General features: G+C 38.6%; 25 protein-coding genes. 10 read left to right on the top strand and 15 right to left on the bottom strand.

Annotated elements, in window-relative coordinates:
* Positions 1–16: 16 nt before the first annotated feature.
* From BLS33_RS03845 to BLS33_RS03780, 14 genes are all read right to left on the bottom strand, one after another.
* Positions 17–1309 carry a glycoside hydrolase family protein gene (locus BLS33_RS03845; RefSeq protein WP_089885450.1) on the bottom strand — a complete coding sequence of 431 codons (1293 nt, stop codon included), beginning with the start codon at positions 1307–1309 and terminating at the stop codon, positions 17–19.
* Between the two features lie 102 nt (positions 1310–1411).
* Positions 1412–2695 carry a DUF2130 domain-containing protein gene (locus tag BLS33_RS03840; protein ID WP_089885448.1) on the bottom strand — a complete coding sequence of 428 codons (1284 nt, stop codon included), beginning with the start codon at positions 2693–2695 and terminating at the stop codon, positions 1412–1414.
* Positions 2696–2779: 84 nt separating this feature from the next.
* The gene (gene herA, locus BLS33_RS03835; protein WP_176801313.1) at positions 2780–4555 is read right to left on the bottom strand and encodes an anti-phage-associated helicase HerA; all 1776 of its coding nucleotides are present in this window, start codon (positions 4553–4555) and stop codon (positions 2780–2782) included.
* On the bottom strand, positions 4555–5772 hold the full coding sequence (locus BLS33_RS03830; RefSeq protein ID WP_089885445.1) for a DUF4297 family anti-phage-associated protein: 1218 nt from the start codon (positions 5770–5772) through the stop codon (positions 4555–4557). Before BLS33_RS03830 ends, herA begins: the two co-directional genes overlap by 1 nt.
* A 191-nt stretch (positions 5773–5963) precedes the next feature.
* Positions 5964–6470 carry a GNAT family N-acetyltransferase gene (locus BLS33_RS03825; protein ID WP_089885443.1) on the bottom strand — a complete coding sequence of 169 codons (507 nt, stop codon included), beginning with the start codon at positions 6468–6470 and terminating at the stop codon, positions 5964–5966.
* A gap of 11 nt (positions 6471–6481) precedes the next feature.
* Entirely contained in the window at positions 6482–7570 is a 1089-nt protein-coding gene (locus tag BLS33_RS03820; RefSeq protein WP_089885442.1) for a serine hydrolase domain-containing protein, read from the bottom strand.
* A gap of 548 nt (positions 7571–8118) precedes the next feature.
* Complete coding sequence (locus tag BLS33_RS03815; RefSeq protein WP_089885440.1) at positions 8119–8544, bottom strand: nuclear transport factor 2 family protein; 426 nt, start codon at positions 8542–8544, stop codon at positions 8119–8121.
* Between the two features lie 88 nt (positions 8545–8632).
* A complete protein-coding gene (locus BLS33_RS03810) occupies positions 8633–9133 on the bottom strand; it encodes a DOMON domain-containing protein (protein WP_089885439.1) in 501 nt (166 codons plus the stop codon).
* Positions 9134–9188: 55 nt separating this feature from the next.
* Positions 9189–9611, bottom strand: a complete 423-nt coding sequence (locus BLS33_RS03805; RefSeq protein ID WP_089885437.1) for a MarR family winged helix-turn-helix transcriptional regulator — start codon at positions 9609–9611, stop codon at positions 9189–9191.
* Between the two features lie 279 nt (positions 9612–9890).
* On the bottom strand, positions 9891–11162 hold the full coding sequence (locus tag BLS33_RS03800) for an adenylosuccinate synthase (RefSeq protein ID WP_089885436.1): 1272 nt from the start codon (positions 11160–11162) through the stop codon (positions 9891–9893).
* A gap of 16 nt (positions 11163–11178) precedes the next feature.
* Positions 11179–11634 (bottom strand): Fur family transcriptional regulator, encoded by a 456-nt coding sequence (locus tag BLS33_RS03795; RefSeq protein ID WP_089886211.1) that lies wholly within the window; start codon positions 11632–11634, stop codon positions 11179–11181.
* 46 nt (positions 11635–11680) lie between these two features.
* Entirely contained in the window at positions 11681–13885 is a 2205-nt protein-coding gene (locus BLS33_RS03790; protein WP_089885434.1) for a RelA/SpoT family protein, read from the bottom strand.
* Positions 13886–14027: 142 nt separating this feature from the next.
* Positions 14028–15260 (bottom strand): M48 family metallopeptidase, encoded by a 1233-nt coding sequence (locus tag BLS33_RS03785; RefSeq protein WP_089885432.1) that lies wholly within the window; start codon positions 15258–15260, stop codon positions 14028–14030.
* Between the two features lie 95 nt (positions 15261–15355).
* Positions 15356–16165, bottom strand: coding sequence for a TrmH family RNA methyltransferase (locus BLS33_RS03780; RefSeq protein ID WP_089886209.1), 810 nt, complete (start codon positions 16163–16165; stop codon positions 15356–15358).
* Between the two features lie 235 nt (positions 16166–16400).
* Here BLS33_RS03780 and BLS33_RS03775 point away from each other — a divergent pair, with 235 nt between their 5' ends.
* The 9 genes from BLS33_RS03775 to BLS33_RS03735 all read left to right on the top strand — a co-directional run bounded on the left by BLS33_RS03775 (position 16401) and on the right by BLS33_RS03735 (position 23080).
* The gene (locus BLS33_RS03775) at positions 16401–17207 is read left to right on the top strand and encodes a DUF6503 family protein (RefSeq protein ID WP_089885430.1); all 807 of its coding nucleotides are present in this window, start codon (positions 16401–16403) and stop codon (positions 17205–17207) included.
* A 63-nt stretch (positions 17208–17270) separates the two neighbouring features.
* Positions 17271–17513, top strand: a complete 243-nt coding sequence (locus BLS33_RS03770; protein WP_089885429.1) for a MoaD/ThiS family protein — start codon at positions 17271–17273, stop codon at positions 17511–17513.
* Positions 17513–17932 (top strand): molybdenum cofactor biosynthesis protein MoaE, encoded by a 420-nt coding sequence (locus BLS33_RS03765; RefSeq protein ID WP_089885427.1) that lies wholly within the window; start codon positions 17513–17515, stop codon positions 17930–17932. Before BLS33_RS03770 ends, BLS33_RS03765 begins: the two co-directional genes overlap by 1 nt.
* An 81-nt stretch (positions 17933–18013) precedes the next feature.
* Positions 18014–18997, top strand: a complete 984-nt coding sequence (gene moaA, locus BLS33_RS03760) for a GTP 3',8-cyclase MoaA (RefSeq protein ID WP_089885425.1) — start codon at positions 18014–18016, stop codon at positions 18995–18997.
* Positions 18998–19471 carry a cyclic pyranopterin monophosphate synthase MoaC gene (moaC, locus tag BLS33_RS03755; RefSeq protein ID WP_089885424.1) on the top strand — a complete coding sequence of 158 codons (474 nt, stop codon included), beginning with the start codon at positions 18998–19000 and terminating at the stop codon, positions 19469–19471.
* Positions 19455–20054, top strand: coding sequence for an NTP transferase domain-containing protein (locus tag BLS33_RS03750; RefSeq protein WP_089885422.1), 600 nt, complete (start codon positions 19455–19457; stop codon positions 20052–20054). The genes moaC and BLS33_RS03750 overlap by 17 nt, the downstream gene beginning before the upstream one ends.
* Complete coding sequence (locus BLS33_RS03745; RefSeq protein WP_089885420.1) at positions 20051–21124, top strand: HesA/MoeB/ThiF family protein; 1074 nt, start codon at positions 20051–20053, stop codon at positions 21122–21124. The genes BLS33_RS03750 and BLS33_RS03745 overlap by 4 nt, the downstream gene beginning before the upstream one ends.
* Positions 21114–21884, top strand: coding sequence for a sulfite exporter TauE/SafE family protein (locus BLS33_RS03740; protein WP_089885418.1), 771 nt, complete (start codon positions 21114–21116; stop codon positions 21882–21884). Before BLS33_RS03745 ends, BLS33_RS03740 begins: the two co-directional genes overlap by 11 nt.
* Positions 21881–23080, top strand: a complete 1200-nt coding sequence (locus BLS33_RS03735) for a molybdopterin molybdotransferase MoeA (RefSeq protein WP_089885416.1) — start codon at positions 21881–21883, stop codon at positions 23078–23080. The genes BLS33_RS03740 and BLS33_RS03735 overlap by 4 nt, the downstream gene beginning before the upstream one ends.
* Before the next feature lie 44 nt (positions 23081–23124).
* On the opposite strand, the gene BLS33_RS03730 is transcribed toward BLS33_RS03735, so the two are convergent.
* Positions 23125–23586, bottom strand: coding sequence for an Lrp/AsnC family transcriptional regulator (locus BLS33_RS03730; RefSeq protein ID WP_089885414.1), 462 nt, complete (start codon positions 23584–23586; stop codon positions 23125–23127).
* A gap of 156 nt (positions 23587–23742) precedes the next feature.
* Here BLS33_RS03730 and metE point away from each other — a divergent pair, with 156 nt between their 5' ends.
* Entirely contained in the window at positions 23743–26058 is a 2316-nt protein-coding gene (metE, locus tag BLS33_RS03725) for a 5-methyltetrahydropteroyltriglutamate--homocysteine S-methyltransferase (RefSeq protein ID WP_089885413.1), read from the top strand.
* Positions 26059–26077: the final 19 nt, after the last annotated feature.

Raw genomic sequence — 26077 nt, 5'->3', positions numbered from 1 at the left:
AATTTTTTTCTGCCGCCTATTTCTGAAGCTGTATCACATTATTTAAAATAACATTGGAAGTTTCGGAGGCATCAATTTTATTGTATTTGATTAATTGCTCACCGTCCCCTTTATAAACGCCATTACTAATGCTACAGTCGGCAATAGCTTCCTCAATTTGTACCAGAGATTGGCCATCGCCGATAATATTCATGGCATGAATATTATTTATTTTCCCCGGTTTTGAATCATGACCGTAGCCTTTTCCACCTATAAGCATGGTATTGTACCCTCCGCTGAACATCACGCCGTCGATAAACACATTATTGATACTGGCCACATCGTTTGCGCGAATGGCAACCGCCCTTGTCGTGCTTTTACAGACGATGTTGGTAATAAAAATTTGCTCGGTATCATCTTCCGGACCGTGCCAAGTGCGGGAAGTGACCATGGTGGAATTGATACTGCCGCCTTCGGGATTTTCGGAATAGATACCCAAGGTCGACATGGCGATAAAATCGTCGCCCGTAACGCCTGAAATATTGTCGATACGAAAGTTTTTACAGCCGTGGCGTAAATCGATACCATCTCTATTGGCAACAAATACTTCTTTGCCGTTTATAATTTGGGTTTCGGGACAATCAAATCGAATATGCGATAGTTCGGCATTACTGGTTCGTTCAAAACTTAGGGCCCAGGCATGGGCACTTTCAATAGTAACATTCTTTAATTTAAAGCCATCGACATAACCCATCAAGATCATGATATTGCGCCAGTCCCCTTTTTGCTTGATATCTTCTTTGCCGGCATCACTGCCATAACTGACCCGCCAATTGCCCGCTTTTTTTTCGGTTTCGGGATCTAAGGTCAATTGGCGATGACCATCACCTGTTGCCCTGGGGTTGGTCGCCCCTTTTAAATAGGCGTCGCCAATGCCGATTATGTTTATGTTGTGGTTCCACGTAGGGTTGGTTATGCCAAGACCAATATTACTACTTCTAAACATATTATCGCGGCAGCTATCTGATAATTGCAGCGTGCAGTTATCAAGTAAGATGTTCATGTTACTGGGTACTAAAATGGCATGGTCTACTACCCAGACATTGGTGCCGTTAGCATTTCTTGAGGGAATGGTAATCGTATGGGTGGTACCCGTGGCTGCACCGATGGCCGCTTGAATACGTTGAACATCGGAGCCTTTAAATTGATTTGGGTTGATTTCTGTCGTATTCTGAGTTTGAATCTGCGCTGCACAGCTGGGTAATAGTACCATAGAAAGCATAAGAAAGGCAGCGGAAAAAAATGATTTTGGGGATGTTTTTTTGGACATATGGGTTTAAGATGGATAAGGTGAAAATGAAAATAGTAATTAACTTTAGGGTACTGGACTAGAGGTTTTTATTGAGTATGTTGTTGAGGTGTCTTTATTTGGTTACAATTTAGCAGCGTTATCCGAAAGGTTATCGAATTTTGCTTTCATTGTGGGGTTTCCGTGGGTTAATTTTTTAATTGTTAAATCATCAGCTTTGTTGTTGGCTAATCTCAAGTTGTTTTCCGAGGACAACAACGCATCTTTCGTTTTTTGAAGATTTTTTATTGATTTATCAATCTCATCAATCGCTGTTTTAAATTTTCGACTAGCTAAATCATAATTATAGGCAAATCCTTTTTTGAATGCATCAATCTTTTCCTCAAAGTTGGTGATATCAACGTTTTGATTTCTGATTAGGTTCAGTTCGGCCTTGTATTTCAGGGAATTCATTGCTGCATTACGAAGAAGCGTAATAATTGGTATGAAAAATTGAGGTCGTACAACGTACATTTTCTCAAATTTATGAGAAACATCTACTATTCCAGTATTATAAAACTCGTTTTCTGATTCCAAAAGGGAAACTAAAACTGCATATTCACAGTTCTTTTCTTGTCGGTCTTTATCAAGTTTCGTAAAGAAATCTTCGTTTCGTTTTTTTGTCGCAGTTTCATCGTTTTCATTCTTCATTTCGAACATAATTGAAATGATTTCATTACCTGCCTCATCAGTTTCTTTATAAATAAAATCGCCTTTACTTCCTCCTTTCGAATCATTGTCTTTTTCAAAATAAGCATTTTGAAAAGCTGTTGCGCGAAGTTTGTTGAATTCAGTTTCACAATGTTGTTCTAACGTTTCGCCAACCATTTTTGTTGAAAGCTTCTGCTTAAAGTCTTTTAAGCGCGCAATTTCATCATCTTTCATTCTGATGGTTTCATCTTTTACAACGAGCTTATTTGTAAATTGTTCCTTAATGGATTTTTCAAGTAGTTGTGTCTCAGTTTCTTTAATTTTTAAATCATTAGCCAGATTGTCACGTTCTTTTTCAATCATCTTAATGGCTTCAGAAACTTCTAATTTTTTTTGAATTTCTGCACTTTGAATTTGGGACTTCATTTCAGCGATTTCTGTTTCTTTTTTGGCTAGTTTTTCAGCAAGTTCAGTATTGCTTTTGGCTTTTAATTCGGCCAGTTCTTTGTCCTTTTTTGTTAGTTCTTCTTGTAAGAAGTTTTTAAGGTTGGCTTTAGCAAGTTCAACTGCACTTTCTTTTTCCTTATCTGCAAGAGCTAGTCGGTGATTTAGTTCTTCCTCAAATTGATGGTCACGAACTTGTTTAAGAATTTCAGCAAATCCGGCCTCATCAACTTTAAAAGCTTTTTTACAATTTGGGCAAATTATTTCATTCATAATTCTTTTTTCTTAAATGCAATAATCTTCGTGATAGCAACTACTCGCACTATGTTTTATTTTAGTATTTGTTATGAATTGTGATTACTTGTACCATTCTTCTTTAATTTTGTCAATATCCATTTCTTTCCATTCATCTTTCCAAAGTTCCCAATACGGTATATCGTTTGATGATGGTTCTTTATCACATCTGTCAATCTGAACAATTGAGGGAAGTATAACAGATTCTCCAATCAATAATGCTTCTCCTTGTTTTAAGGAAGGCATTTTTTCAATTAAAGACCCTAAAGTATCTGGCAATAGCTTTTTAACATAACCTTGGTCTATTGGATTCGTTAATCTCATAGCAATAAAGTTGTTACATTGAGAAAAAATGGTTTCTGAAATTTCAGAAGGTCTTTGACTTGCTAAAAGTAAAGTAACACCATATTTTCTTCCCTCTTTAGCTATTCGTTCAATTGATTTTTTTGATGAACGATATTTAACTAATTCGCTATTTGGTACATATTTATGTGCTTCCTCAAACACTAACAATATTGGTATGTCATTATTTATTTTCTCATGAGGATTAACTTTATTTCTCAAACGTTTATAAATATATCCGTATTCAAAAATGATTCTTGATATTAAAGAAACAGTAATGCTCAAAACTTCAAATGGAACACCACTCAAATCTATTACTGTAACATTTTTGTTAATATTATATCCTAAAAGATGCTTTAGTGTGTTTTCGAATGAAATGTTTTTTGCGTTGTCTCCAAACAAGAATGTTAATCTATCCTGATTTATTTTTTCTTGAAATCTTACGTAAAACTTATCTAAAGTTCCGTCAGCATAATCTCCCTTCGTAATATTTTGATTTTTTGGTGTGTGAAATTCAAATTCCTTCTCAAAATACTTTAATATTTTTTCATCTTCTGAAAATAATAGACCTGTATCGACAGTAGTTGCGCTATTTGCACAAGTATATGAATCATCAATAATCATAATTCTATTTGTGTTTTTTGAATTTTTCGTTTCGTTCTTTAAATTGTACAAAGCATTTCGAATCTCATCTATATCAAAAAACAAAGGTGAATCATAAAATATTTTTTCTTTTCCTTTATTATGTTTCTTCTTATTTTCAGTTACTAACTTTCTAAAAACAGAGGATTGATTGTAATTATCCCTTTCTCCTGTATCAAGTAGAATTTCTTCCAATTCCTCACTATTTAATAACCAATATGGTAAATTAAGATTGGAAATATCAATAAAGTTGGCATCTGGAAAAGCAGACTTGTATTCAGAGTGAATATCAAAAATAATTACGTGTGAATTATTTAGGGTAAAATTGCCACTTTTTGAATTAACAGCGGTCTGAATTATAGTTGAAAGAGTATGGGATTTCCCAGAGCCAGTTGATCCAACTACTGCAATATGCTTATTGAAAAATTTATTTCCATTTACAGGAATTCTGATTTTATGATTTGATGATAATGAAGAAAATGTAAATTGCTCATTTGCTTTAACTGAATCAATATAAATCTTTCTTATTTCTTCTTCTGTAGCTGGTTCAACTTTTTTTGGTGGGATTGTTAAATCATCTCCACCACGAGTAAATGTTCCATTTTTAATAATTCCTAATGGACTTGCTTCGATTAAATGAGTACGAGAAGCTACTCCATCTTTTTCTGACACGTCTATTGAAAAATTTTCAATTATAGCCATTAAAATTGCATTGTCATTACCATAAATTTTCAGGTAAGACCCAACTCGTAAAGATTCATCTGCAATTCTGAAGTCTTCAAGTTTATCAACTTTTATCTTTACTTTATTAGGAAAGACAGCAATTACTTCTGCATTTATTGTTTCAACTGCCATTATATTATATTTTTAATATCATTTAATTCTTGAATCTGAATATTTACAACCCTTATACTTTTTGTGGCTGTTATAAAAAATGGTTTCTTATAGAAAAATTGATAAACTTCTTTAGTTTTTGAAATTTCGTTTAATAATAATTCTATAAAACTTAATTCGTTTATTATTTTGATAGTTATTTTATTGTGAAATGTAGCTTTCTCTTGAATAGAATTTAAATTAAAAGGTGAGCCACTAAAATTAAATCCATCATTAAGTTTGTAACCTTCTTTGTGAAGTTCAGTTTTAAGACTTATTAAATCGGATTTCTTCAAACCGTTAATATAAATATATGGGCAAAATGTATCTGGATTTTTTACAGATTTAATATCGGACCACTTTGTTGAAATTAAATGTATTACGCTCTTTAAATCACTCATTGAATAATTAGCTTTAACTTCAAAAAGGAAAAATCTCTCAAATGGTGATATGTTATATGATGTAAAAAATTCTTTCCTTAAGTTTGCTAATAGCTTTTTCTTTCCTTTATATTCAAGAAACCATTTATGGAATAGGATGTTTTTTGAATTTATTTCTTGTAAAAATTTCTTTTTACTTATTGTTCTGTCGCTTTTTTTCTCCTTTATAGCGAGATAGCTTATTACTTTTAATGCGTTATTGTAAAAGTAATTTTCAGCATCAAAGTCGTCAGAATTAAATTCATTTTGGTTTTTTAGAAGCTTATAAATTTGTGAAAGTTGGTCTTCATAAGATTTTGCATTTATATTAATTTCCAATTGTTTTAAAAATGATAATAAGTCGTTATCACTTAATTTCAACTCATCAAAATGCTTATATTTATTTTTTGCTTTAGTATAAGTTAATAAGTTTGTTTTTAAAAAATCTAACGTTATGGGTAATGTTAACTTTGATTGACCAGATTTAAAATGACCATAATAATTGTACTTAACCTTCTTTTCTTTACCATTTAATACTTCTCTAAAATGATTCAACATAAGCCTTATAGGCTTTGCAATTACAGAGTGATTATATTCTGTTTTAGAATGGTATTTGCACTGAATAGCTGTTTCCTCTGTAGCATTGTCAATGTCAATATCCTCAATTCCTTCAACAGTAATTTGATGATTTTCATTTTCTAACTCTAATACTTTTAGAATAGAAAAATCAAATTGATAAAAGTATCCTTTAATTGTATCCGTTGCGGTTCTATCTGTCATTGCGGTTTTGATGTTTTTTGCGTTACACACAACATGTTTATATAGATGTAATTATATCTATAGATATTTCAGATGGGGAATAAAAAGTGGGGAAGTCTAATTTTAAACGATTTAAAAATACATTAAAATTAGCAATCTAAAAAGTGGTTATTACGGTCCCATTTTTTTTGGCTGCTCACCTGTGTTGTACGTTACCTTTTTCTTTTTAATTCATAGATGTAACAAGCGGTATTGTCAAACACTCTTTCTTCCACAAATTCAAACCCCAATCGCTTATAAAACCGATGGGCCTTACTATTTGATTTTAACGGGTCGATAAGAATGCCATCGATAGCTTGATTTTGAAAGCATCTTTGAATGGCAAGTTCCATGATGGTTGTTCCGTATCCCTTATTGATATTATGTTCTTCACCTATCCAAATGTCGATGGCCCGCTTGTTTTGCGCCACGGCTCCCCAATACTGGGTTTCTTCCAAAAAAGGGTCAATTATTTGAACAAATCCGATGGGCTGTCCGTTTAATTCAGCTACTAACTGTTCGCGCCATTCTGGGTTTCGGCCCAGCTCTATTTCCCAATTCCATTCCGTATCAGGGTCACAATCAATAACGTGCTGTTTTGTATCCCAATATTTTAGTAATTCAAGGTCGTTAAGGGTCGCGGGTCTTAGTTGTATTTCGGCGCTATTTTTTGCTTGCATACCACTTCGTTTTACTCGGCTAACTTTTCGTCAACAATACCTGCAATTTTATTGATAATCTTATTCCGAATTGGTGAATTTTTCAATCCGTTTGTCAAGACAATAATTGTCATATTTTGATTTATGAATTTTCTATATCCAGTTACCAAGCCTCCGGTAAATCCATAGGAAATCTCATTATTTGTTGAATATTGTTGCCAACCGTATAAGAACTGGTCTTTTTCATCCTCGAAATAGAAAGGGGTGTCGTACTCAAAGGGGGTCCACATTTTATTTTTTGTAATGGGTTGAATAAATTCATTAGCATCAAACTGTTTGTTCCACGCAACAAACTGATTCAATGTGAGGTTTAGTCCGCCGGCAGAATTGGCTCTTTTTCCAAAATCTAAATTTACTTTCTCCCAATTTTCAGAACTGGTATTAAAATTATACTTAAAACTTCTATTCGGTATGGAATCAATGAAATTTGAGGAAAAAAGAACAGTATCGTTTGCAAACTGAGTTTCAATTACAAAACTCTCAAAACTTTTTTTAGTCACCTTTTCAATGATTTTTGAAATAAACCAAAAATTCGTTTGATTATACTCCCAACGTTCTCCTTTTTTAAAGCGCAACTTATTTTGGGTTAAGTTTATCATCGTAATACTTTCTGAAACTTTTCCTTTCATTAGGTCGTAATCTGGAAGTCCCGACGAATGCGTCAATAAATGCTTTACTTCAATACTTTTCCATTCTGTAGGTAGGTTGTCAATGTATAGCGGTATTTTATCATCTAGGTGAATTTTGTTTTCTTCGATTAATTGAAAAACAGCGGTAGAAGTGATAAGCTTAGAGAGCGAATATAACGGGAAGATACTTTCTTTGCTTACTGATTTATTGTTTAGATTTTCTTTTCCTAAATAATTTTCATAGACAACATTTCCATCTTTTATTACAGCGATTGCCAAGCCAAGCGTATTTTTAACCTCCGTTTCTAAATAAGCATTTATTTCATTTTGTTTTTCAATCGACAGCGGCTTGTTATTCTCTTTGTTTTCATTTTTACATCCAAAATTGAAAAGGGTGAATAGGAAAAGTATCAGTGCTTTTGTTTTTATCATCTATAAAATTTATTAACTAGTACGTATGTTTTTGTAAATGCATAATATAGCTGTGATGTACTGGCTTTTAGTTGTTTACTTCTATTGCTAGTTGTCTATTTAGTATTCCTTTTCCACGAGCCATTAAACCCTATACTTCTCCTTTATCTATTTCTAAGTTCATAACAATCAAACTTGGGGAAGGCTCTGTCATGTACTTACCTTGTTGCACATGACCTTTTTACCTGGCTTTATTTTACAGCCATACCTCAAATGCAAGGTCTAAAAGTGGGGAAGTCTACTCGTAGGCTGAATAAAAATACATTAAAAATTATAATCTGAAAGTTAGTTTTTTGTAAGACGGCTTAACCGCAAATTATTATTAGGGTAGGGTAAAGGTGGTTGGGCTTTGATGGGTAAATTCTACGAGGGCTTTGGCCTCCTTGGTAACCGCCCCTTCCTTTTAAAAAAAACAAAACGGCCTTAAAAGCCGTTTTGGTATCCGTATTTTGAGAATTAGAGACAGGCATCGATCACTGCCGTGTTGCGGTATATTTTTACACTTACCCTTAGCCCCCTATAGGGGTTTCACTAACTAGTTTCCAAATGCCTTCTTCGTTCTTGATTAAGATGATCAATGAAGTAAACGTAAGTTTGGTTCCTTTAAAAACAACTTTGGCGCTTGCGGTATTTCCGTTTAAGGCGATTTCTTTAATGGTAACAGTTCTACTATCTCCGCCATATTCTTTGGTCTTTATTTTTTCTAAATAGATATGCTTTGGCATAACGGAGACTTCAGTGCTTCCGAAGAGGCGGTTTGATATGATGCGATAGTTGTCATCAAGGTGTTTTGCGAGTTCGGTAAAATCATTGGTGTCGCCCGCTTTGGAAAAAGACTGAATAGTCTCGGTTATTCCCAATTTATCGGGTGATTGTGCGTGACTTCTTAGCCCTGAACAAAGTGTAATTGCGATTACTACGAATAATTTTTTCATTATTTTGAATTTTAATGATTGTTAGAATTGATTTTAGAGGTTCTTGAATTTCGCTTAAGTGGTGTTTTGTAAATCGTTACTTTCCTTTCTAAAGTTTTATACGAACAGAAGTACGCATCATGGAATGATGTTGAAAGTCATCTTCGCTGCTATAGGCTAGGGTCATCCAATACGGTGTGCCGGCAGCAAGATTTTTTTGATAGGTACAGGTTGAAGAAACGGCGACTGAAAATGAAATGGTGGTAACGGCATTGGCCTCAAAACCCGAAACTTCTGAAATCAGTATTTTGTCGTCCAATGTTTGTATGGGCACATAGTTTCCAGGGCCAATCGTAAAATGTTCAACTACTTCGGCATCATTTTGACAAACCCTGCCCATCAATAGATAGGCTCCGGTTATCGTATTCGATTCGTTAAACCCGATGGTGACCCAGCCAGTGGTGGGAGCGGTTATTTTGAACAGTATTTTGTCTTTTTCGTGATGCCATTGTACCTCCATTCCATTTTTTTTAATAGTGTGTAATTTTTGCTGTCCCATCAGTAGTGCTGATATGGTTGCTATAAGCAAAGTGATAAGTATCGTTTTCATAAAGGTTCCTTTATTGTATCAATTATTGATATATCAATTTATACTGTAAATTTTTTTAATTCATATTCTCTTGAATCCGTTTTAACAGGTTGTTCAGAGTTTGTTGGTCCTTTTCAGAAAGACCTTCGATACTCTTTTTTCTGTGGGCATCGACTATGGGCATATTCTTCTGTACGAATGCTGCTCCTTTTTTAGATAGGTTGATATTGTATTGCCTTCTGTTTTCAGGGATAGGCAAGCGATTTATTAATTCTTTTTTTTGCAATAGGTCAAGCGTTCGGGTAATAGAGGCGGGGTCTCGTAACGACTTTTCTGCTAATTCTTTCTGTGAAATATGATTGCTTTCATGAACGATTTTTAGTAGGATCCATTGCTCAACGGTGATGTTTAAACCCAATCTATCAAACTCCCTTTGGGAATACTGTTTGGCAACCTTACTGGTCTTGTCTATTTGGAAAAGCAGAATTTCTTCAATCATTATTGATATATCAATAGTTGATATTACAAATATAGCTTTTTTCTTTTAATATCCGCAAGATCCTAAAACTTTTAATTATCACAACACTACAGGAAAGTGTTCTCAGCTATATCAAACAAAACTAACGATTTGAGGTTCTACTAAACTGTTTTTAGGGTTGTCTTTAATGGAGTTATTCTCGGCAGCTTACAACAAAAATGCCCGTCACAACAAGTCTGACGGGCATTTTTATTAGCACTGAAAGTGCCGTTTTAAAGGTGTTTATAACACCATCGAATATTATCGGTGAATCGTCTGGGTGCGGTCTGGGCCTACCGAAACGATTTTGATCGGTACTTCCAATTCTTTCTCTAGAAAATCGATATACGCATTTAAAGCGGCCGGCAATTGTTCGGCACTGGTCATCTGGGTAAGGTCTTGTGACCACCCGTCCATTTCGGTATAGATAGGGCTTACATTTTCGGCTTCGATATTATAAGGCCAGTGTTTGATTTCTTTGCCCTTGTAATTGTAGGCGGTGCAGATCTTAATTTTTTTGAATCCGCTTAATACATCGCCTTTCATCATCATAAGTTCGGTGACCCCATTGATCTGTACGGCATATTTTAATGCCACTAGATCAAGCCACCCACAACGTCTTGGTCGACCGGTAGTCGCTCCGAATTCATTGCCGACGCGGCCCATGGTTTCACCATCTTCATCAAAAAGTTCGGTAGGGAAGGGACCACTTCCTACACGGGTTACATAGGCCTTGAAAATTCCTTTTACCGCCCCAATTTGATTTGGGGCAACACCCAAGCCGGTACAGGCACCTGCAGCGGTGGTATTCGAAGAAGTCACAAAGGGGTAGGTGCCAAAATCAATATCTAGCAAAGACCCTTGCGCGCCTTCGGCCAGTATTTTTTTACCTTCTTTTTGTGCCCTGAAAAGGTATTCTTCACTATCTATAAATGTCAATTTTTTCAATGCTTCGATACCCGTCCAGAAATCATTTTCCAGTTCTTTTAGGTCGTATTCGATATCGACGTTATAAAAGTCGATCATGGTCTCGTGCTTATCGGCCAAGGCCCTGTATTTCTCTTTCCAATCGGCAAGTTCGAGATCTCCTACACGCATCCCGTTTCTACCAGTTTTGTCCATGTAAGTGGGGCCGATACCTTTTAGGGTAGATCCGATCTTGGCTTTACCTTTAGAGGCTTCCGAGGCTGCATCCAACAAACGGTGTGTTGGCAATATCAAATGCGCCTTGCGTGATATAAAAAGTTTCGACTTGATGTCGATATTGAACTTTACCAGGGCATCGAGTTCTTTCTTGAAAATAACAGGGTCGATTACCACCCCATTACCTACAATGTTCATGGCGTTTTTGTGAAATATACCCGAGGGTATCGTATGTAGCACGTGTTTGATACCATCGAATTCTAAGGTGTGTCCTGCATTGGGACCTCCTTGAAAGCGGGCGATAATATCATAATCTTTGGTAAGTACATCAACAATTTTTCCTTTTCCTTCGTCTCCCCATTGGAGCCCTAACAATAAATCTACTGCCATGAATACGTTTCTCTGGTTAGCTGTTTGTGTTTTCTTTTTGGTTTTTAGTACCGTAGAAGTAAAGTGAATGGGTATTGATCTTAATATCGAAAACCTCTTCAATGGTTTTCTTTATCGATTGAATTCGGGGGTCACAGAACTCCATAACCTCGCCCGTATCCGTTAAGATAACATGATCGTGTTGTCGGTCGAAATACGATTTCTCGTATTGTGCCTGATTTTTACCGAACTGATGTTTTCTGACCAGTTTGCATTCCAACAAAAGTTCAATGGTATTATATAAGGTGGCCCGACTTACCCTATAGTTTTTGTTTTTCATATTGATATAGAGCGATTCTATATCGAAATGTTCTTCACTATCGTAAATTTCTTGAAGTATGGCGTACCGTTCAGGCGTTTTTCTATGCCCGTTTTCCCCCAAAAAGGTGGTGAATACATTCTTAACGATTTCTTGGTTCTTATTCGAAGCCATAACTATTTTTCCTACGTCAATCAATTTACAAAGGTACAGTTAAAATTTAAATTCTACTCACTTTATCGATGCCGTTGATTTGCTTTAAATTCTCGATCAGTTGTTTCAATATTGAATTGTTTTTGACAACGACCGTAATTCTTCCTTTAAAAGTGCCTCCATCGGTACTAAAGTTCAAATTGCGCATGTTTACATGCATATCATCTGAAATAACTTCGGTGATTTCACTGATTAGGCCAAGGTTATCGATACCGGTCAATTGAATTTCAGATCGGAATTCTTGTTGTGTCGAGTCTATCCATTTAGCGCCGATGATGCGATAGGCATAGTGCGCCTGCAAGGCTATTGCATTTGGACAGTTTTTTTTATGCACTTTGATTCCATCGTTCACACTGATAAAGCCGAAAACATCGTCCCCGGGAATCGGGTTACAGCACGGCGATAGTTTATACTCGAGTTTTTCCTCTTCCTTGCCAAAAACGAGCATATCGTATTTGGAAGTAATCTCGTCTTTGTTTATCCCCTCAGGAACGGGGTTGCGCCGCATTTTGTTCTTAAAGAAACTGATAAAAGCATTGCTATACGAAGAGGCAAAGTCTTTGATCATTTGATTATCGATCACCCCGATGCCCACACGATAGAATAAGTCTAGACTGGTTTTAAGTTTAAAGAAGACCACCATTTTGTTGATGACATCTTCGTTAAGTGTAATCTTTTGTGACTTTAATTTTCTGCGCAAGGTTTCCTTGCCTTCTTGGGCCGTCGATTTCTTTTCTTCGCGTAACGACGATTTTATTTTTGCACGTGCCCTTGCCGTGGCCGCATAATCTAACCAGTTTTGGTTGGGTTTGGCCTGTTCGGAAGTTATTATTTCAACTTGGTCGCCACTGTTCAAAGTTGTGTTCAGCGGTACCAGTTTGCCATTCACCTTGGCACCACGGGTGCGCATACCCACTTCGGTATGAATGTTAAAGGCAAAATCAAGGGGAGTCGCCCCTTTGGGCAATGATTTTAAATCGCCTTTGGGGGTGAATACAAAAATCTCTTTCGAGTACAGGTTCAGTTTAAACTCTTCAACAAAGTCTACCGCATTGGCATTCGAATTTTCCAATGCCTCTTGTAGTCGATTGAGCCATACTTCGATACCTTGTTCCTTTTGGTCACCATGTTTGTATTTAAAATGCGCGGCGTATCCTTTTTCCGCAATTTCATGCATTCGTTCACTACGGATCTGCACTTCGACCCATCGGCCTTTGGGTCCCATGACGGTGATGTGTAATGCCTCGTAACCCGTAGATTTGGGCGAAGAAATCCAATCCCGTAGTCGAACGGGGTTGGGGGTAAAGTGGTCGGTGACGATGGAATAGATCTTCCATGCCAGAAACTTTTCATTCGCACGGTCCGATTTATAAATAATACGGATGGCGAACTTGTCATAAATTTCGTCAAAGGTTACATTTTGGGCCTTCATTTTTCTCCGGATGGAAAAAATGGATTTCATCCGACCTTTGATATAATAATTGAGCCCTTCCTTTTTTAACGATTCGTCGATAACTCCCGAAAATGCATCGATATAAGCCTGCTGTTCTTCCTTAGAGTCCGCTATTTTATCATAAATATCGCGGTAAACGTTGGGCTCGGTATACTTAAGGCTTAAGTCTTCGAGTTCGGTCTTGATATTGTAGAGTCCGATACGGTGTGCAAGCGGTGCGTAGATATAGAGTGTTTCCGACGCCATTTGCACCTGTTTGTGCTCGGGCATGGCATCCATAGTCAGCATGTTATGGTACCGATCGGCTATTTTGATAATGATGACCCGAACATCATCGTTCAAGGTCAATAACATTTTTCTAAAGTTCTCCGCCTGTTGCGAAGTACTCATATCTTTTTTCAGGTGGGCGATCTTGGTGAGTCCGTCAACGATTCGGGCAACCGTTTCCCCGAACATACGGTCAATATCATCTAAAGTGTACTCGGTGTCTTCGACCACATCGTGTAAAAGTGCCGAGGCGATCGAAGTGGCATCGAGACCAATTTCAGAGGCTACGATTTTAGCGACCGCAATAGGATGAAAGATATAGGCTTCCCCAGATTTTCGACGTTGCTCCTTGTGCGCGTCAAGCGCTACCTCAAAAGCTGCCCGTATCAGCTTTTTATCGTCGTCAGATAAATTTTGATAACTGATGCGCAGCAATTCTTTATATTGCCTGGCAATTTCTTTATTTTCCTTTTCTAGCGCTGCTTGAGTCATTGAATCTAAATTACCATAATACTTTCTAGTATACAACAAAAATTATGCCCGAAGGCACTATATAGTCGGGTAGTTGTTGAATATCAAAACGATAGATAGGAAAAGTATAATTTCAGGGGGCTTATAATGCCCTGCATGACCTTTAACTTATCAAATTTCTGATTCTGGCAATCAATGGAGGGTGCGAATAGTGCATGAATACATACGCCGGATGCGGGGTCAGGTTGCTCAAGCTATTTTTGGAAAGTTTTTTAAGGGAAGTAATCAAGGGCATACGGGCGAACGTCGTTTTGGCATAGTCGTCAGCCTGAAATTCAAACTTTCGTGACAAATAGTTCATAATAAGTCCCGTTACTTCGGAAATGGGACTATATAGAATGCCAAATCCGATCAAAGCGGCATGAAAACTTGGTTGTGAAACCCCGATGGCCAAAGAAACTTCGGGTGTGTTTATAAAAATGGACAATAGGAAAAGCGTGAACCCTGTCAATAAAATCGATGCGGATAGATTGAAAATAATATGTTTACGCTTATAATGGCCGACTTCATGCGCCAAAACGGCTACGATTTCGTCTTCATCTAAATCGTTTATCAAGGTGTCGTACAACGTCACTCTTTTCTCTTTTCCAAACCCAGAAAAATAAGCATTGGCCTTGGTTGAGCGTTTAGAACCGTCGATTACGAAAATATTTTTCAGGTCAAAACCTACTTTATGGGCATAATCCTCTATTTTTTGCTTTAGCGCACCCTCTTCCAACGGATGCTGTTTATTGAAAAGCGGAACGATTAACTTGCTGTAAAACAAATTCATAAAAATCGTAAAGACCGCTATAAGGGCCCAAGCGTACATCCAAAAATTGGTGCCCGCCCACTGAAAAAACCAAATAACAACGGCCAACATACCCCCTCCTATAATGCTCATCATGAGCCAACCTTTTAATTTGTCGAAAAAGAAAGTCTTTTTTGTGGTCTTGTTAAAACCGAATTTTTCCTCGATAACAAAAGTAGCATAGTAAGAAAACGGAGTAGTGATAATATCACTTCCAATCATGATGATGCCAAAGAAAATCAAGGCAATTAGAATATCATTATCAGTAATGCCCCTAGCTATCGAATCGATCCATCCAAAGCCTCCTAAAATAAGAAACCCAAGTGTTAAAAGCAGAGAAAAGGTAGAAGTTATAAGTCCGAATCGATAATTGGTCTTTTTATAATTTTGTGACTTTTGATATTCTTCCGCGTCAAAAACATCATTGAGTTCCTCAGGAACCGGATCACTATAATGGCGCGCATTGAAATAGTCTAGAATGGTCTCCAGTAAAAATTGGGCAACCAAAATGCCAACGATAATATAAAATAGGGTGTTGTGGTTCATTAAGAGGTTTTAAAGTTTGTTGTGATGTTTATGGGAACTTTTAATTCATCGTTCCCTTCAACTACCACCTGAAAACGCTGTAAAGCCAGTGCCTTCTATTCGAAATCACGCTGTCGTTTCGCCTCAAAGATAAGTATTGCTGCCGATACCGACACGTTCATGGAGTCTATCTCGCCCAACATCGGTATTATGATGTTCTTTGTCGCGTTCTGCAGCCATTCTTCAGAAAGTCCCGTAGCCTCAGTACCTACAACGATGGCCGCACTTGGTTTAAAATCAATTTCGGTATATCGCTCGGAAGCTGTTAGGGCCGCACAGTATATCGCAATGTTATTTTCCTTTAAAAAAGAAATGATTTCAGAGGTGCTACCCAGGGCAAGCGTGGTAGTAAAGATGCATCCCACACTGGATCGAATAATGTTAGGGTTGTAAAGGTCGCCCTTGGCATTGGCTATGATGACCGCGTCAAGATTCGCGGCATCGGCGGTGCGTAGCAAAGCTCCAATATTTCCGGGCTTTTCGGGTGCTTCCGCGACTAAAATAAGCGGATTCCTATTTTTAAAGGTAAGCGCACTTAAGACATGGGGTTTTGATTGAACAATGGCCAAAATACCCTCTGTGGTCGCTCGATGTGCAATTTTCTGATACACTCCTTTTGTAATGGCTATGACTTCCGGAATGGCCTTGCCTTCCAATAGTTCAATAACTTCAGGTTCTTCGATTATTTCAGGACAGAAAAGTAGCGTTTGAATATCGTAATCGGACCTTAGGGCCATTTGAAGCTCCCGGGCACCCTCCAAAATAAACAGACTCGATTTCTTGCGTTCCCGCGATTTTTCTTTGAGCAAAACTATTTTTTTGATCAAAGGGTTTTGGGGGCTACTAATATGTTTAATTTCGTTCATCGATGCAAAAATAGGGCAATGAACCCGTTTAAACTTTTTCAATTGGCTAAAAAATTGTCTTAGGGCATCCTGTTTTTGCCATTTTTTCATGCCGCTACGGTGCTCGAAAACTTAGAAATGACCTCGCCTCGACATAAAGTGGTTAATTTTCACTGTCATCTTATTAGCTAAATGGGGTTTAATATGTAAATTATTGGAAAGGTATGCGACCTATTGCAAAATCTAAAAACAAAACATGAAATATCAATTAACTATTATCGCATTGCTTCTATTTTTATCCTGTAAGGAAAAACCCAAGGAAGTACAGGCCGATGTCACAGAGATACCAGAGACACAGGTCGCTTCCAAAGCAAATAAATATCCCGAAGCTTTGAACAAAGTTTTCGCTGCCCATGGCGGACTTCAAAACTGGAGAAGTAAAAGAACATTGGAGTTTGATATACCAAAACCCGATGCAAGGGAACAACATACCGTCGATTTATATTCCAGAAAAGATAAAATTGTCTTACCCGACGCAACATTGGGTTATGACGGGGAAAATGTATGGCTGTTGGATGAATCCAAAAGCTATAAGGGCAATGCTGCTTTGTACCATAATCTGATGTTCTACTTTTATACGATGCCCTATGTCTTTGCCGATGATAACATCAATTATAAAAAAGCGGAAGATTTGGTTTTCGAGGGAAAGTCATACCCTGGGGTGCATATGAGCTATAATGATGGGGTAGGGGCTTCTTCAAAAGATGAATACTACCTGCATTACGATCCGGAAACCTACCAAATGGCTTGGTTGGGGTATACGTTTACCTATGGCTCCGATGAACCATCTGATGATGTTCGCTGGATTCGATATAATGATTGGATGCCCGTTTCAGATGTGGTACTTCCTAAATCCATTACTTGGTATACTTACGAAGGAAAGGAAATTAAGACGCCTAAAAACACCGTTCCATTTGAAAATGTGACCGTTAGTGAAGTAGCCAAACCCGATGGTTTTTTTAAGAAACCCGAAAAAGCGGAAATAGTAAAGGATAAAGGTTAAAAATGACCTAATCTGCGACGCAAGCCGTTTTTTTTTGTTTAATTTTAAGATCATCTTTGCAATATGGAAGTATTATTGTTTGGCATAGCCAAAGACATTGTCGGGAAATCTGAAATCCGATTTTCGGAAACGGACGAACTGCCCGGTTCGGTGGGGGATTTAAAGCGTCTTTTGACCGCATCCTACCCCGAATTTGGGAAGCTTTCTTCGCTGGCAGTAGCTGTTAACAGTGAGTATGCTACCGATGCCGTGTTTTTGACAAAGGATGATGAAATTGCAATAATTCCACCTGTAAGCGGAGGTTAATGGAAAAACTGACAATAGAAATAGTAGACCATATCGATTCGGCGAATGTGTACAGTGAACTTTCCCACCCGCAAAGTGGGGGTATCTGTGTTTTTGTGGGCGCGGTACGCGAGTTTACCAATAATGAAGAGGTAGTAGCCTTAGAGTTCGAGACCTATAAGAATATGGCACTTAAGGAAATGGAAAAAATTGCCTTGGAAGCCATGGAGAAATGGGAACTCAACAAAGTACTGATTCGGCACGCCGTCGGTGCCAAAAAAGTAGAAGAACCTGTAGTTGTAGTAGGGGCTTCTTCGGCGCATCGAACCGCATGTTTTGAGGCCAGTCGATTTTTAATCGATACCCTAAAAGAGAAAGTGCCGATTTGGAAAAAGGAGATTTTTAAGAATAAATCCGTTTGGGTTTCGGCGCATCCTTAAGTCATCTACCGAACAGAGCTATTTGCCAGAATGCTGAACCGATAGTCGGTCTGGAATCCAAAGAAGTTGAACGTGAAAAATATGTTGATAGACAATCACAATAGGAAAATAAATTACTTGCGATTGGCCGTAACCGACCGTTGTAATCTGCGCTGCAATTATTGTATGCCAGCAGAGGGGGCGGATTTTGCCAAGAACGATAAGTTGTTTACGATTGATGAATTGTCGCGGCTAAGTGAAATACTGGTTTCCCAAGGTATCGATAAAATCAGGATTACTGGTGGCGAGCCATTTGTACGTAAAGACTTGATGGTTCTGCTACGCCAACTTGCGAAGTTGGAAGGGCTAAACGATATTTCGGTAACGACCAATGCTACGGTCATCGGTCCTTTTATCGACGAGTTGAAAGAGTTGGGCATATTGAATATCAACGTCAGTATGGATGCCATAAATCGGGAGACCTTTGAAAAAATTACCCGTCGAGATCAATACGATACGGTTCACAATAATATTTTACGTTTGATTACCGAAGGGTTTAATGTCCGCATTAATTTTATTGCTTTGGAAGGGCAGAATACCGAAGATATAATTCCCATGTTAGAGTTGACCCGGCATTTTGATGTCTCGGTCAGGTTTCTTGAAGAAATGCCCTTCAACGGGGGTTCTAAGACTTTTGATAAAATTGCTTGGGATTATAAACGTATTCTAGAATTTGTACGGGAAGCCTATCCTGACTATTATAAATTGGACTCACCAGAAACTTCGACCTCTATAAATTATAAAATTCCTGGTTTTAAAGGTTCTTTCGGAGTGATACCTTCGTTTAGCAGAACCTTTTGTGGTAGCTGCAATCGGCTGCGAATATCGGCTACCGGTGACGTCATCACTTGTTTGTATGCCAAGCCCAGTATGAACCTTCGTGAAATTCTACGCGCCGAACATTCCGAGGAAAACGTAAAGCAACAAATTTTAAAGGCGGTAGGAAGCCGGGCAAAAACCGGATTCGAAGCGCAACAAAAATATAAGGGTGTTTTTAGTAATTCAATGACTTCAATTGGCGGATAGATGGATAAAACACTGTCACATATAGATGCATCGGGCAATGCTGCGATGGTCGATGTTTCCAATAAAGAAATTACCGTGCGTACGGCCATAGCTTCAGGAAAAGTCATTTTCCCGCAAGACGTATTCGATACGTTGGCGGCACAAGATTTTTTGGGCAAAAAGGGAAGCATTCTTCAGACCGCGATTATTGCAGGTATTCAAGCGGTAAAAAAAACTTCGGAACTTATACCCTTGTGCCATCAGCTAAACCTTTCAAAAGTAGATATCGATATAGAACCCAAGGGGAATGCTTTGTCGATTACCTGTATGGTAAAATGCAATGAGCGCACCGGGGTTGAAATGGAAGCCTTAACTGGGGTGTCAGTAAGTGCACTGACCATTTACGATATGTGCAAGGCGCTTTCACATGATATTAAAATATCTGAAATTCAGTTGGAACAAAAAACAGGAGGAAAAAATGATTTTGGGAGGTAAGTTATACGGATTGGTATTGTCAGGAGGAAAAAGTACCCGTATGGGAACTGATAAGGGACTCATAACTTATCACGGTATGCCGCAACGGGAATACCTGTATCAATTGTTGGATAGGGTCTGTGATCGAACATTTATCAGTTTACGGAAAGAACAAGAATCGGAAGTGCCTTTTGGCTTTGCCACGATTGCGGACGAAGATAAATTTAAGGGTCCGTACAATGGCTTATTGTCAGCGCACAGCAAGCACCCTGATGTGGCCTGGTTGGTATTGGCTTGTGATTTACCTTTGATCGATTTGCTCGCGTTGCAGCAATTGATTGCCGCTCGAGATCCAAATGCGGCCGCAACTGCCTTCGCACAGAAAGAAGACCCGTTACCGGAACCCTTATGTGCCATTTGGGAAGCTAAAGCACTAGAAGAATCTGTGCAGTACCTAAATAACGGCAACGGAACCTGCCCGCGCAAATTTTTGATTAACAACGATAATGTAAAATTGGTTTTTCCAGAAAATGAAAATGTACTGCTGAATGCCAATTCAGAAGAAGAATACAAAGCAGCACTGCTTAAGTTGGCAACATCATGAACCATGAACGTTACATCAGACAGACTATTTTAGACGGTTTTGGCAGCGAGGCGCAACGCAAGCTTTCGTTGGCCAAAGTCTTGGTCGTTGGAGCAGGTGGTTTGGGTGTACCGGTACTTACCTATCTCAATGCGATGGGCGTAGGCACGTTAGGCATTGTTGACAATGATGTGGTGGCCCTTACCAATTTACAGCGTCAAGTGCTTTATAGTGAAAATGACATTGGGCTTCCCAAAGTTGTCGTAGCGATTGAAAAATTAGAGCAACAGAATTCGGAGACCACTCTGATTGGTCATACCACTTATTTGAGTCGGGAAAATGTGTTTGATATTTTGGCGGATTATGATATGGTAGTTGATGCCTCTGATAATTTTCCGACCCGGTATTTAATTAACGATGCCTGTGTGATACTTAAGAAACCTTTTGTATATGGGGCGCTGCATAGTTTTGAGGGACAAGTAAGTGTTTTTAATTATAAAGGCGGACCTACCTATCGTTGTATTTTTCCGACGATGCCTCAGGCCGATGAAGTTCCCGACTGTAATGCAAATGGGGTATTGGGCATTATTCCTGGGATTATCGGAAATTTCCAAGCATTGGAAGTAGTGAAGATGATTACGGGAGTGGGCGAGGTGCTGTCAGGAAAACTATTGTTGTTCGATGGTTTGTCACAAAATTCAAGAAAAATTAAATTCCCCCTTATTCCAGAGAACTTAAATATTAAGGAACTCAACCCTAGCTATGATTTTGATTGTTCGATCGAAGAATCGTCGATATCATCGGAAGCATTTCTGAATTTGTTGCAAACCAACACTATTCAGGTAATCGATGTTAGAACTCCAAAAGAATTCAAGAGGGTTCATCTAGAAGGAGCGCACAATATCCCCCTCGGGATTATAGATGAATCCATTGAAAAGATAGTATTCGATGAACCGATTTATATGATTTGCCAATCGGGTATTCGAAGTAAAAAGGCAATTTCGAAACTTCGAAAAATAAGACCGAACGCCACCTTTATCAATGTAAACGGAGGTATGAACAATTTAAATTTCCAATCCGTTGGCAAGTGAAACACTTCTCGTATTGTGTATCGGCTTTTTTATTGTGGCCACATTATACTCGTCGGTAGGTTTCGGTGGGGGATCTAGTTATTTGGCCCTTTTGTCCCTATTTGTAGTTAGTTTTTTTGCTATTCGGAGTATTGCCCTCGTTTGCAACTTGGTTGTGGTTTCAGGTAGCACTTATTTATATTTTAAGCATGGGCATGCCAAATTACGTGATTTTCTTCCCTTTGTACTGGCTAGTATTCCAATGGCTTTTTTAGGAGCTTCATTTCGATTGAAAGAGGAAGTGTTTTTTATCATTTTAGGATGTTCATTGATAGTTTCCTCTGTGTTGCTCACCTGGCAAACCTACAGCAAGGCCTTTACTTCGGAAAATATTAAAACCTACCCGAAATATTTTAGTTATGTTATTGGCGGAGCAATTGGACTCTTGTCCGGAGTGGTAGGTATTGGAGGAGGTATATTTTTAGCCCCGGTGTTAAATCATATGAAATGGGCAAAATCGATTAAAATTGCGGCCTTGGCTAGTTTTTTTATTTTGGTAAATTCCATTTCTGGACTTGGTGGATTGGTCACCGCACACACTTTGGAACTCCCAATGACCGAGACCTTGGCACTGGTAGGAGCGGTACTTCTTGGCGGACAAGTAGGTATCCGTGTAAGCTTGAAAAGGTTGACGTCGAAGGGCATTAAACGAATAACTGCTCTGTTGGTATTTGTTGTCGGTATTCGAGTATTGTTAGTAAATGGATTAGGATTGTTATGATAGATTTTGACGAAGCATATAAAAAAGTACTGCAGCATACTTTTGATTTGGGAATGGAAACAGTGCCATTGACGGAAAGCAATGGAAGGGTATTGGCCGAAGATATAAAGGCTGATAGAGATTTCCCACCTTTTAATCGGTCGACTAAAGACGGTATCGCACTGAATTATGCCGCTGTTGAGAAAGGAACCGTGACTTTTAAGGTGGAAGGGGTGTTAAGTGCCGGCATGGCACAACAAACACTAAGTAACGGGCCAAATTGCTACGAAATAATGACTGGCGCGGTAGTTCCCAACGCTGCTGATACGGTCATCATGTACGAAGAGTTGACCATAATAAATGGTACCGCTACAATTTCAAAAAAGCCAAAAAAGGGACAGAATATTCATGTCAAAGGAAACGATGAAAAATTAGGGGCGATACTTTTAAAGAAAGGCAAACGTGTTACCGCGGCCGATATCGGAGTGTTGGCATCCGTAGGGAAAGCAGAAGTAAAGGTTAGAAGAAATCCGAAAATTTGTGTGATTTCTACAGGAAATGAACTTGTTGAAGTTTCAGAAACGCCCTTGCCACATCAAATTAGGAAATCGAATACGCTTTCCTTGGCCGCCGCTCTGGCTGATGAAAATATTAGTGCCACAAGCCTACATCTTTTAGATGATCAGGAAATTATTGAAAACGCCCTGGAAGAAGCATTGCAACATTATGATGTTTTATTGTTAAGTGGTGGTGTTTCAAAAGGAAAATTCGATTTTATACCCGATGCTATGGAGGCACTTGGGGTACGGAAAGTTTTTCATAAAGTGTGGCAACGACCTGGCAAACCTTTTTGGTTTGGTGTACAAGAAGAGTTAAATACGGTGGTGTTTTCCTTTCCGGGCAATCCCGTTTCGACCTTTGCGAATTACCATGTTTATTTTTTACCATGGTTGACCAATACTTTGGGACTGCCTCATGCCGAACATCAGGTAATTTTGGATGAACCGATACAAATCGATCCTCCTTTTGTCCGCTTTGTACAAGTCACTGTGCACTGGGAGAAAGCAAGTTTACATGCTCGGCTTTTAAAGGATGGAGGGTCTGGCGATTTGACCAGTTTATCGAAATCAGCGGGATTTGTATTGCTTCGACCAAAGGAAGAGCCCTATCAAAAGGGAGAATTGGTGACTTTTATTCCCACTCAAGCAATTATCTAAAATACTACGTTCTTGAGTAATGGGGTATTTAATGTATCCCGACCCTAAAAGGGAACGGCATGGGTGTGTTTTATTTTGCCCATGGCAAACGTACTTTGCACACTGCCAATATTTTGTACGGAACCCAACTGGTTTAGAACGAAATCTTGATAATGTTTCATATCCCTGACCAATACTTTCAATAAGAAATCATAATCTCCGGAAATGTTATAACATTCGGTCACCGCGTTCAACGATTGAATATCTTGAACAAACTTGTGGCCTATGGTCTTGGTATGTTCTTTCAATTTGACATGACAAAAAACGGTCAACGCCCGGTTCAGTTTTTCTTCACTTAGAACGGCGATGTATTTTTTGATGTAGCCCGTTTTTTCCAACCGTTTGGTACGTTCAAAAACAGGGGTAGAAGACAAGTGAACTTCTTTTGCTAACTCCTTTGTAGTGATATTAGAATCATTTTGTAAGATTTTTAATATTTCAATATCGGTGGCATCAAGGTTTTTCATAGTTTTTTTTTCTAAAATGGTTCTGAAATCGACGGTTCAAAAGAATATTTAGTCTTAAAAATGTTTAAAAATAGGTTTTTTATCCTACTTTATTGTTTTACTTGGATTAAAGTTCGTTCTACGTAATTTTGAACGGAATTTAACACTTTTTAAAACATGAAAACCAACGTATTGGGTTTCCCTAGAATTGGGGAAAAGAGAGAATTAAAAAAAGCATCTGAAAACTACTGGAAGGGATTCGGTTCCGTTGACGACCTTGTTACGGTAGGAGCGCTTATAAAACAAAAGAATTGGTCGTTTCAGAAAGAATCGGGGGTTGATTTAATCCCTTCCAATGACTTTTCTTTTTATGATCAGGTGCTCGATATGTCATTGACCTTGGGGTGCATTCCGAAGCGCTTTTCCGAAGTTAAGAATAGCAAAAGCCAACTTGATTTGTACTTCGCCATGGCACGCGGAATACAAGAGGATGGTTTTGACATCAAAGCCATGGAGATGACAAAATGGTTCGACACCAATTACCATTATATCGTACCTGAATTTGATAAGAACCAGACGTTCGAATTGTTTTCCTCAAAAATCGTAGATGAATACAAAGAGGCATTGGTACTAGGAATCAAGACCAAGCCAGTTATTATTGGTCCGGTTACTTACCTTTTGTTAGGAAAAGAAAAAGAGGCGGGTTTTCATAGACTTGAATTGCTCGATAAACTCCTTCCGGTCTATTTGGAACTTCTGACTCAATTGCAAGAACAGGGCATGACATACGTTCAGTTCGATGAACCTTGTTTGGCTTTGAACCTAAAGAAAAATGAACAAAAGGCCATTGACAGTGTGTATCGTGAAATTGCTGAGGCATTCCCTGAATTGAAGGTAATCGTAACGAATTACTTTGAATGTTATGGAGAGAATCTAAAGACCGCCTTGGCGCTACCTGTTCACGCTTTGCATTTAGACTTGGTGCGATGCCAATTGCAACTAGATGATATTTTAGATGCTGAATATCTTAATAAAGAGTTGACACTTTCTTTGGGCGTCGTCGACGGAAGAAATATATGGAAAAATGACTTTGAAGATTCCTTGCGAACCATCAGTAAAGCCGTTGATATGTTGGGGGAGGATAAGGTGTGGGTGGCTTCGTCCTGTTCCTTTTTGCACTGTCCGTATGACCTCGATATCGAAACGAATACTAAAAGTCTGCCCAGTGAAGTGAAAACGTGGCTGGCCTTTACCAAACAGAAAGTAGCCGAATTGGTCACCCTTAAAAAATTGGCTAGCGAAACTATAACCGAAGAACTATCTAAAAAACGTGTGGCAAACAAATTGGCAAATAACAATCGAAGAAACTCAAAATTGGTACATGATCAAAAAGTGAAGTTGCGGGTATCCGGTTTGACAGTAAAAGATTCGCAGAGAATATCCGGATTTTCGTTGCGTCAAAAGCAACAGAAGAATGCACTTGGGCTGCCCTTGTTTCCGACGACGACCATAGGATCTTTTCCTCAAACCAAGGAAGTAAGGCAATGGAGGGCCAAGTTTAAAAGAAATGAATTGACCCAGGAAGCGTATGACCTTCTCTTGCGTAAAGAGACCGAAGATACCATTCGTTTTCAGGAAGAAATAGGGGTCGATGTTCTGGTGCACGGTGAATTTGAGCGTAACGACATGGTGGAATACTTTGGAGAAAAACTTGAAGGTTTTGCTTTTACCAGTTTTGGTTGGGTGCAGAGTTATGGCAGTAGGTGTGTAAAACCCCCTATTATTTTTGGCGATGTTTCACGAACGGCTCCCATGACCGTGAAATGGTCGGCATACGCCCAATCGCTTACACCAAGTCCGGTAAAAGGAATGTTGACGGGCCCGGTGACTATTTTACAATGGTCTTTTGTAAGAAACGATCAACCAAGGTCGGTTACTTGTCAACAAATAGCCTTGGCTATTCGCGATGAAGTTTCCGATCTGGAAAACGCAGGATTAAAAATCATACAAATAGATGAACCGGCCATCCGTGAAGGTTTGCCGTTGCGTAAAGAAAATTGGGACACCTACTTGAATTGGGCCGTAACAGCATTTAAAATAGCATCAAGTAGCGTAAAAGACGCGACTCAGATTCACACCCACATGTGTTATGCCGAATTCAATGATATTATCGGCAACATAGCCGATCTTGATGCTGATGTAATCACTATTGAAACTTCACGTTCTGAAATGGAACTACTCGACGTTTTTGTTGATTTTAAATACCCAAATGAAATAGGTCCAGGGGTTTATGATATTCATTCACCACGTGTGCCATCGACAAAAGAGATGAAAGCATTGCTGGTCAAGGCCAGTGAACTGTTGCCTATCGAACATATTTGGGTCAATCCCGATTGCGGACTAAAGACCCGTGATTGGCCCGAAACAAAAACAGCACTGGTCAATCTGGTGGAGACGGCCAAGATTATGAGAAAAGGGGTAGCGGTCTATTAACTCTTGAAGCCTTGATTTT

Source organism: Kriegella aquimaris (assembly GCF_900103215.1).
Lineage (GTDB): Bacteria > Bacteroidota > Bacteroidia > Flavobacteriales > Flavobacteriaceae > Kriegella > Kriegella aquimaris.
This window is presented reverse-complemented; position numbering and strand designations above follow the sequence as displayed.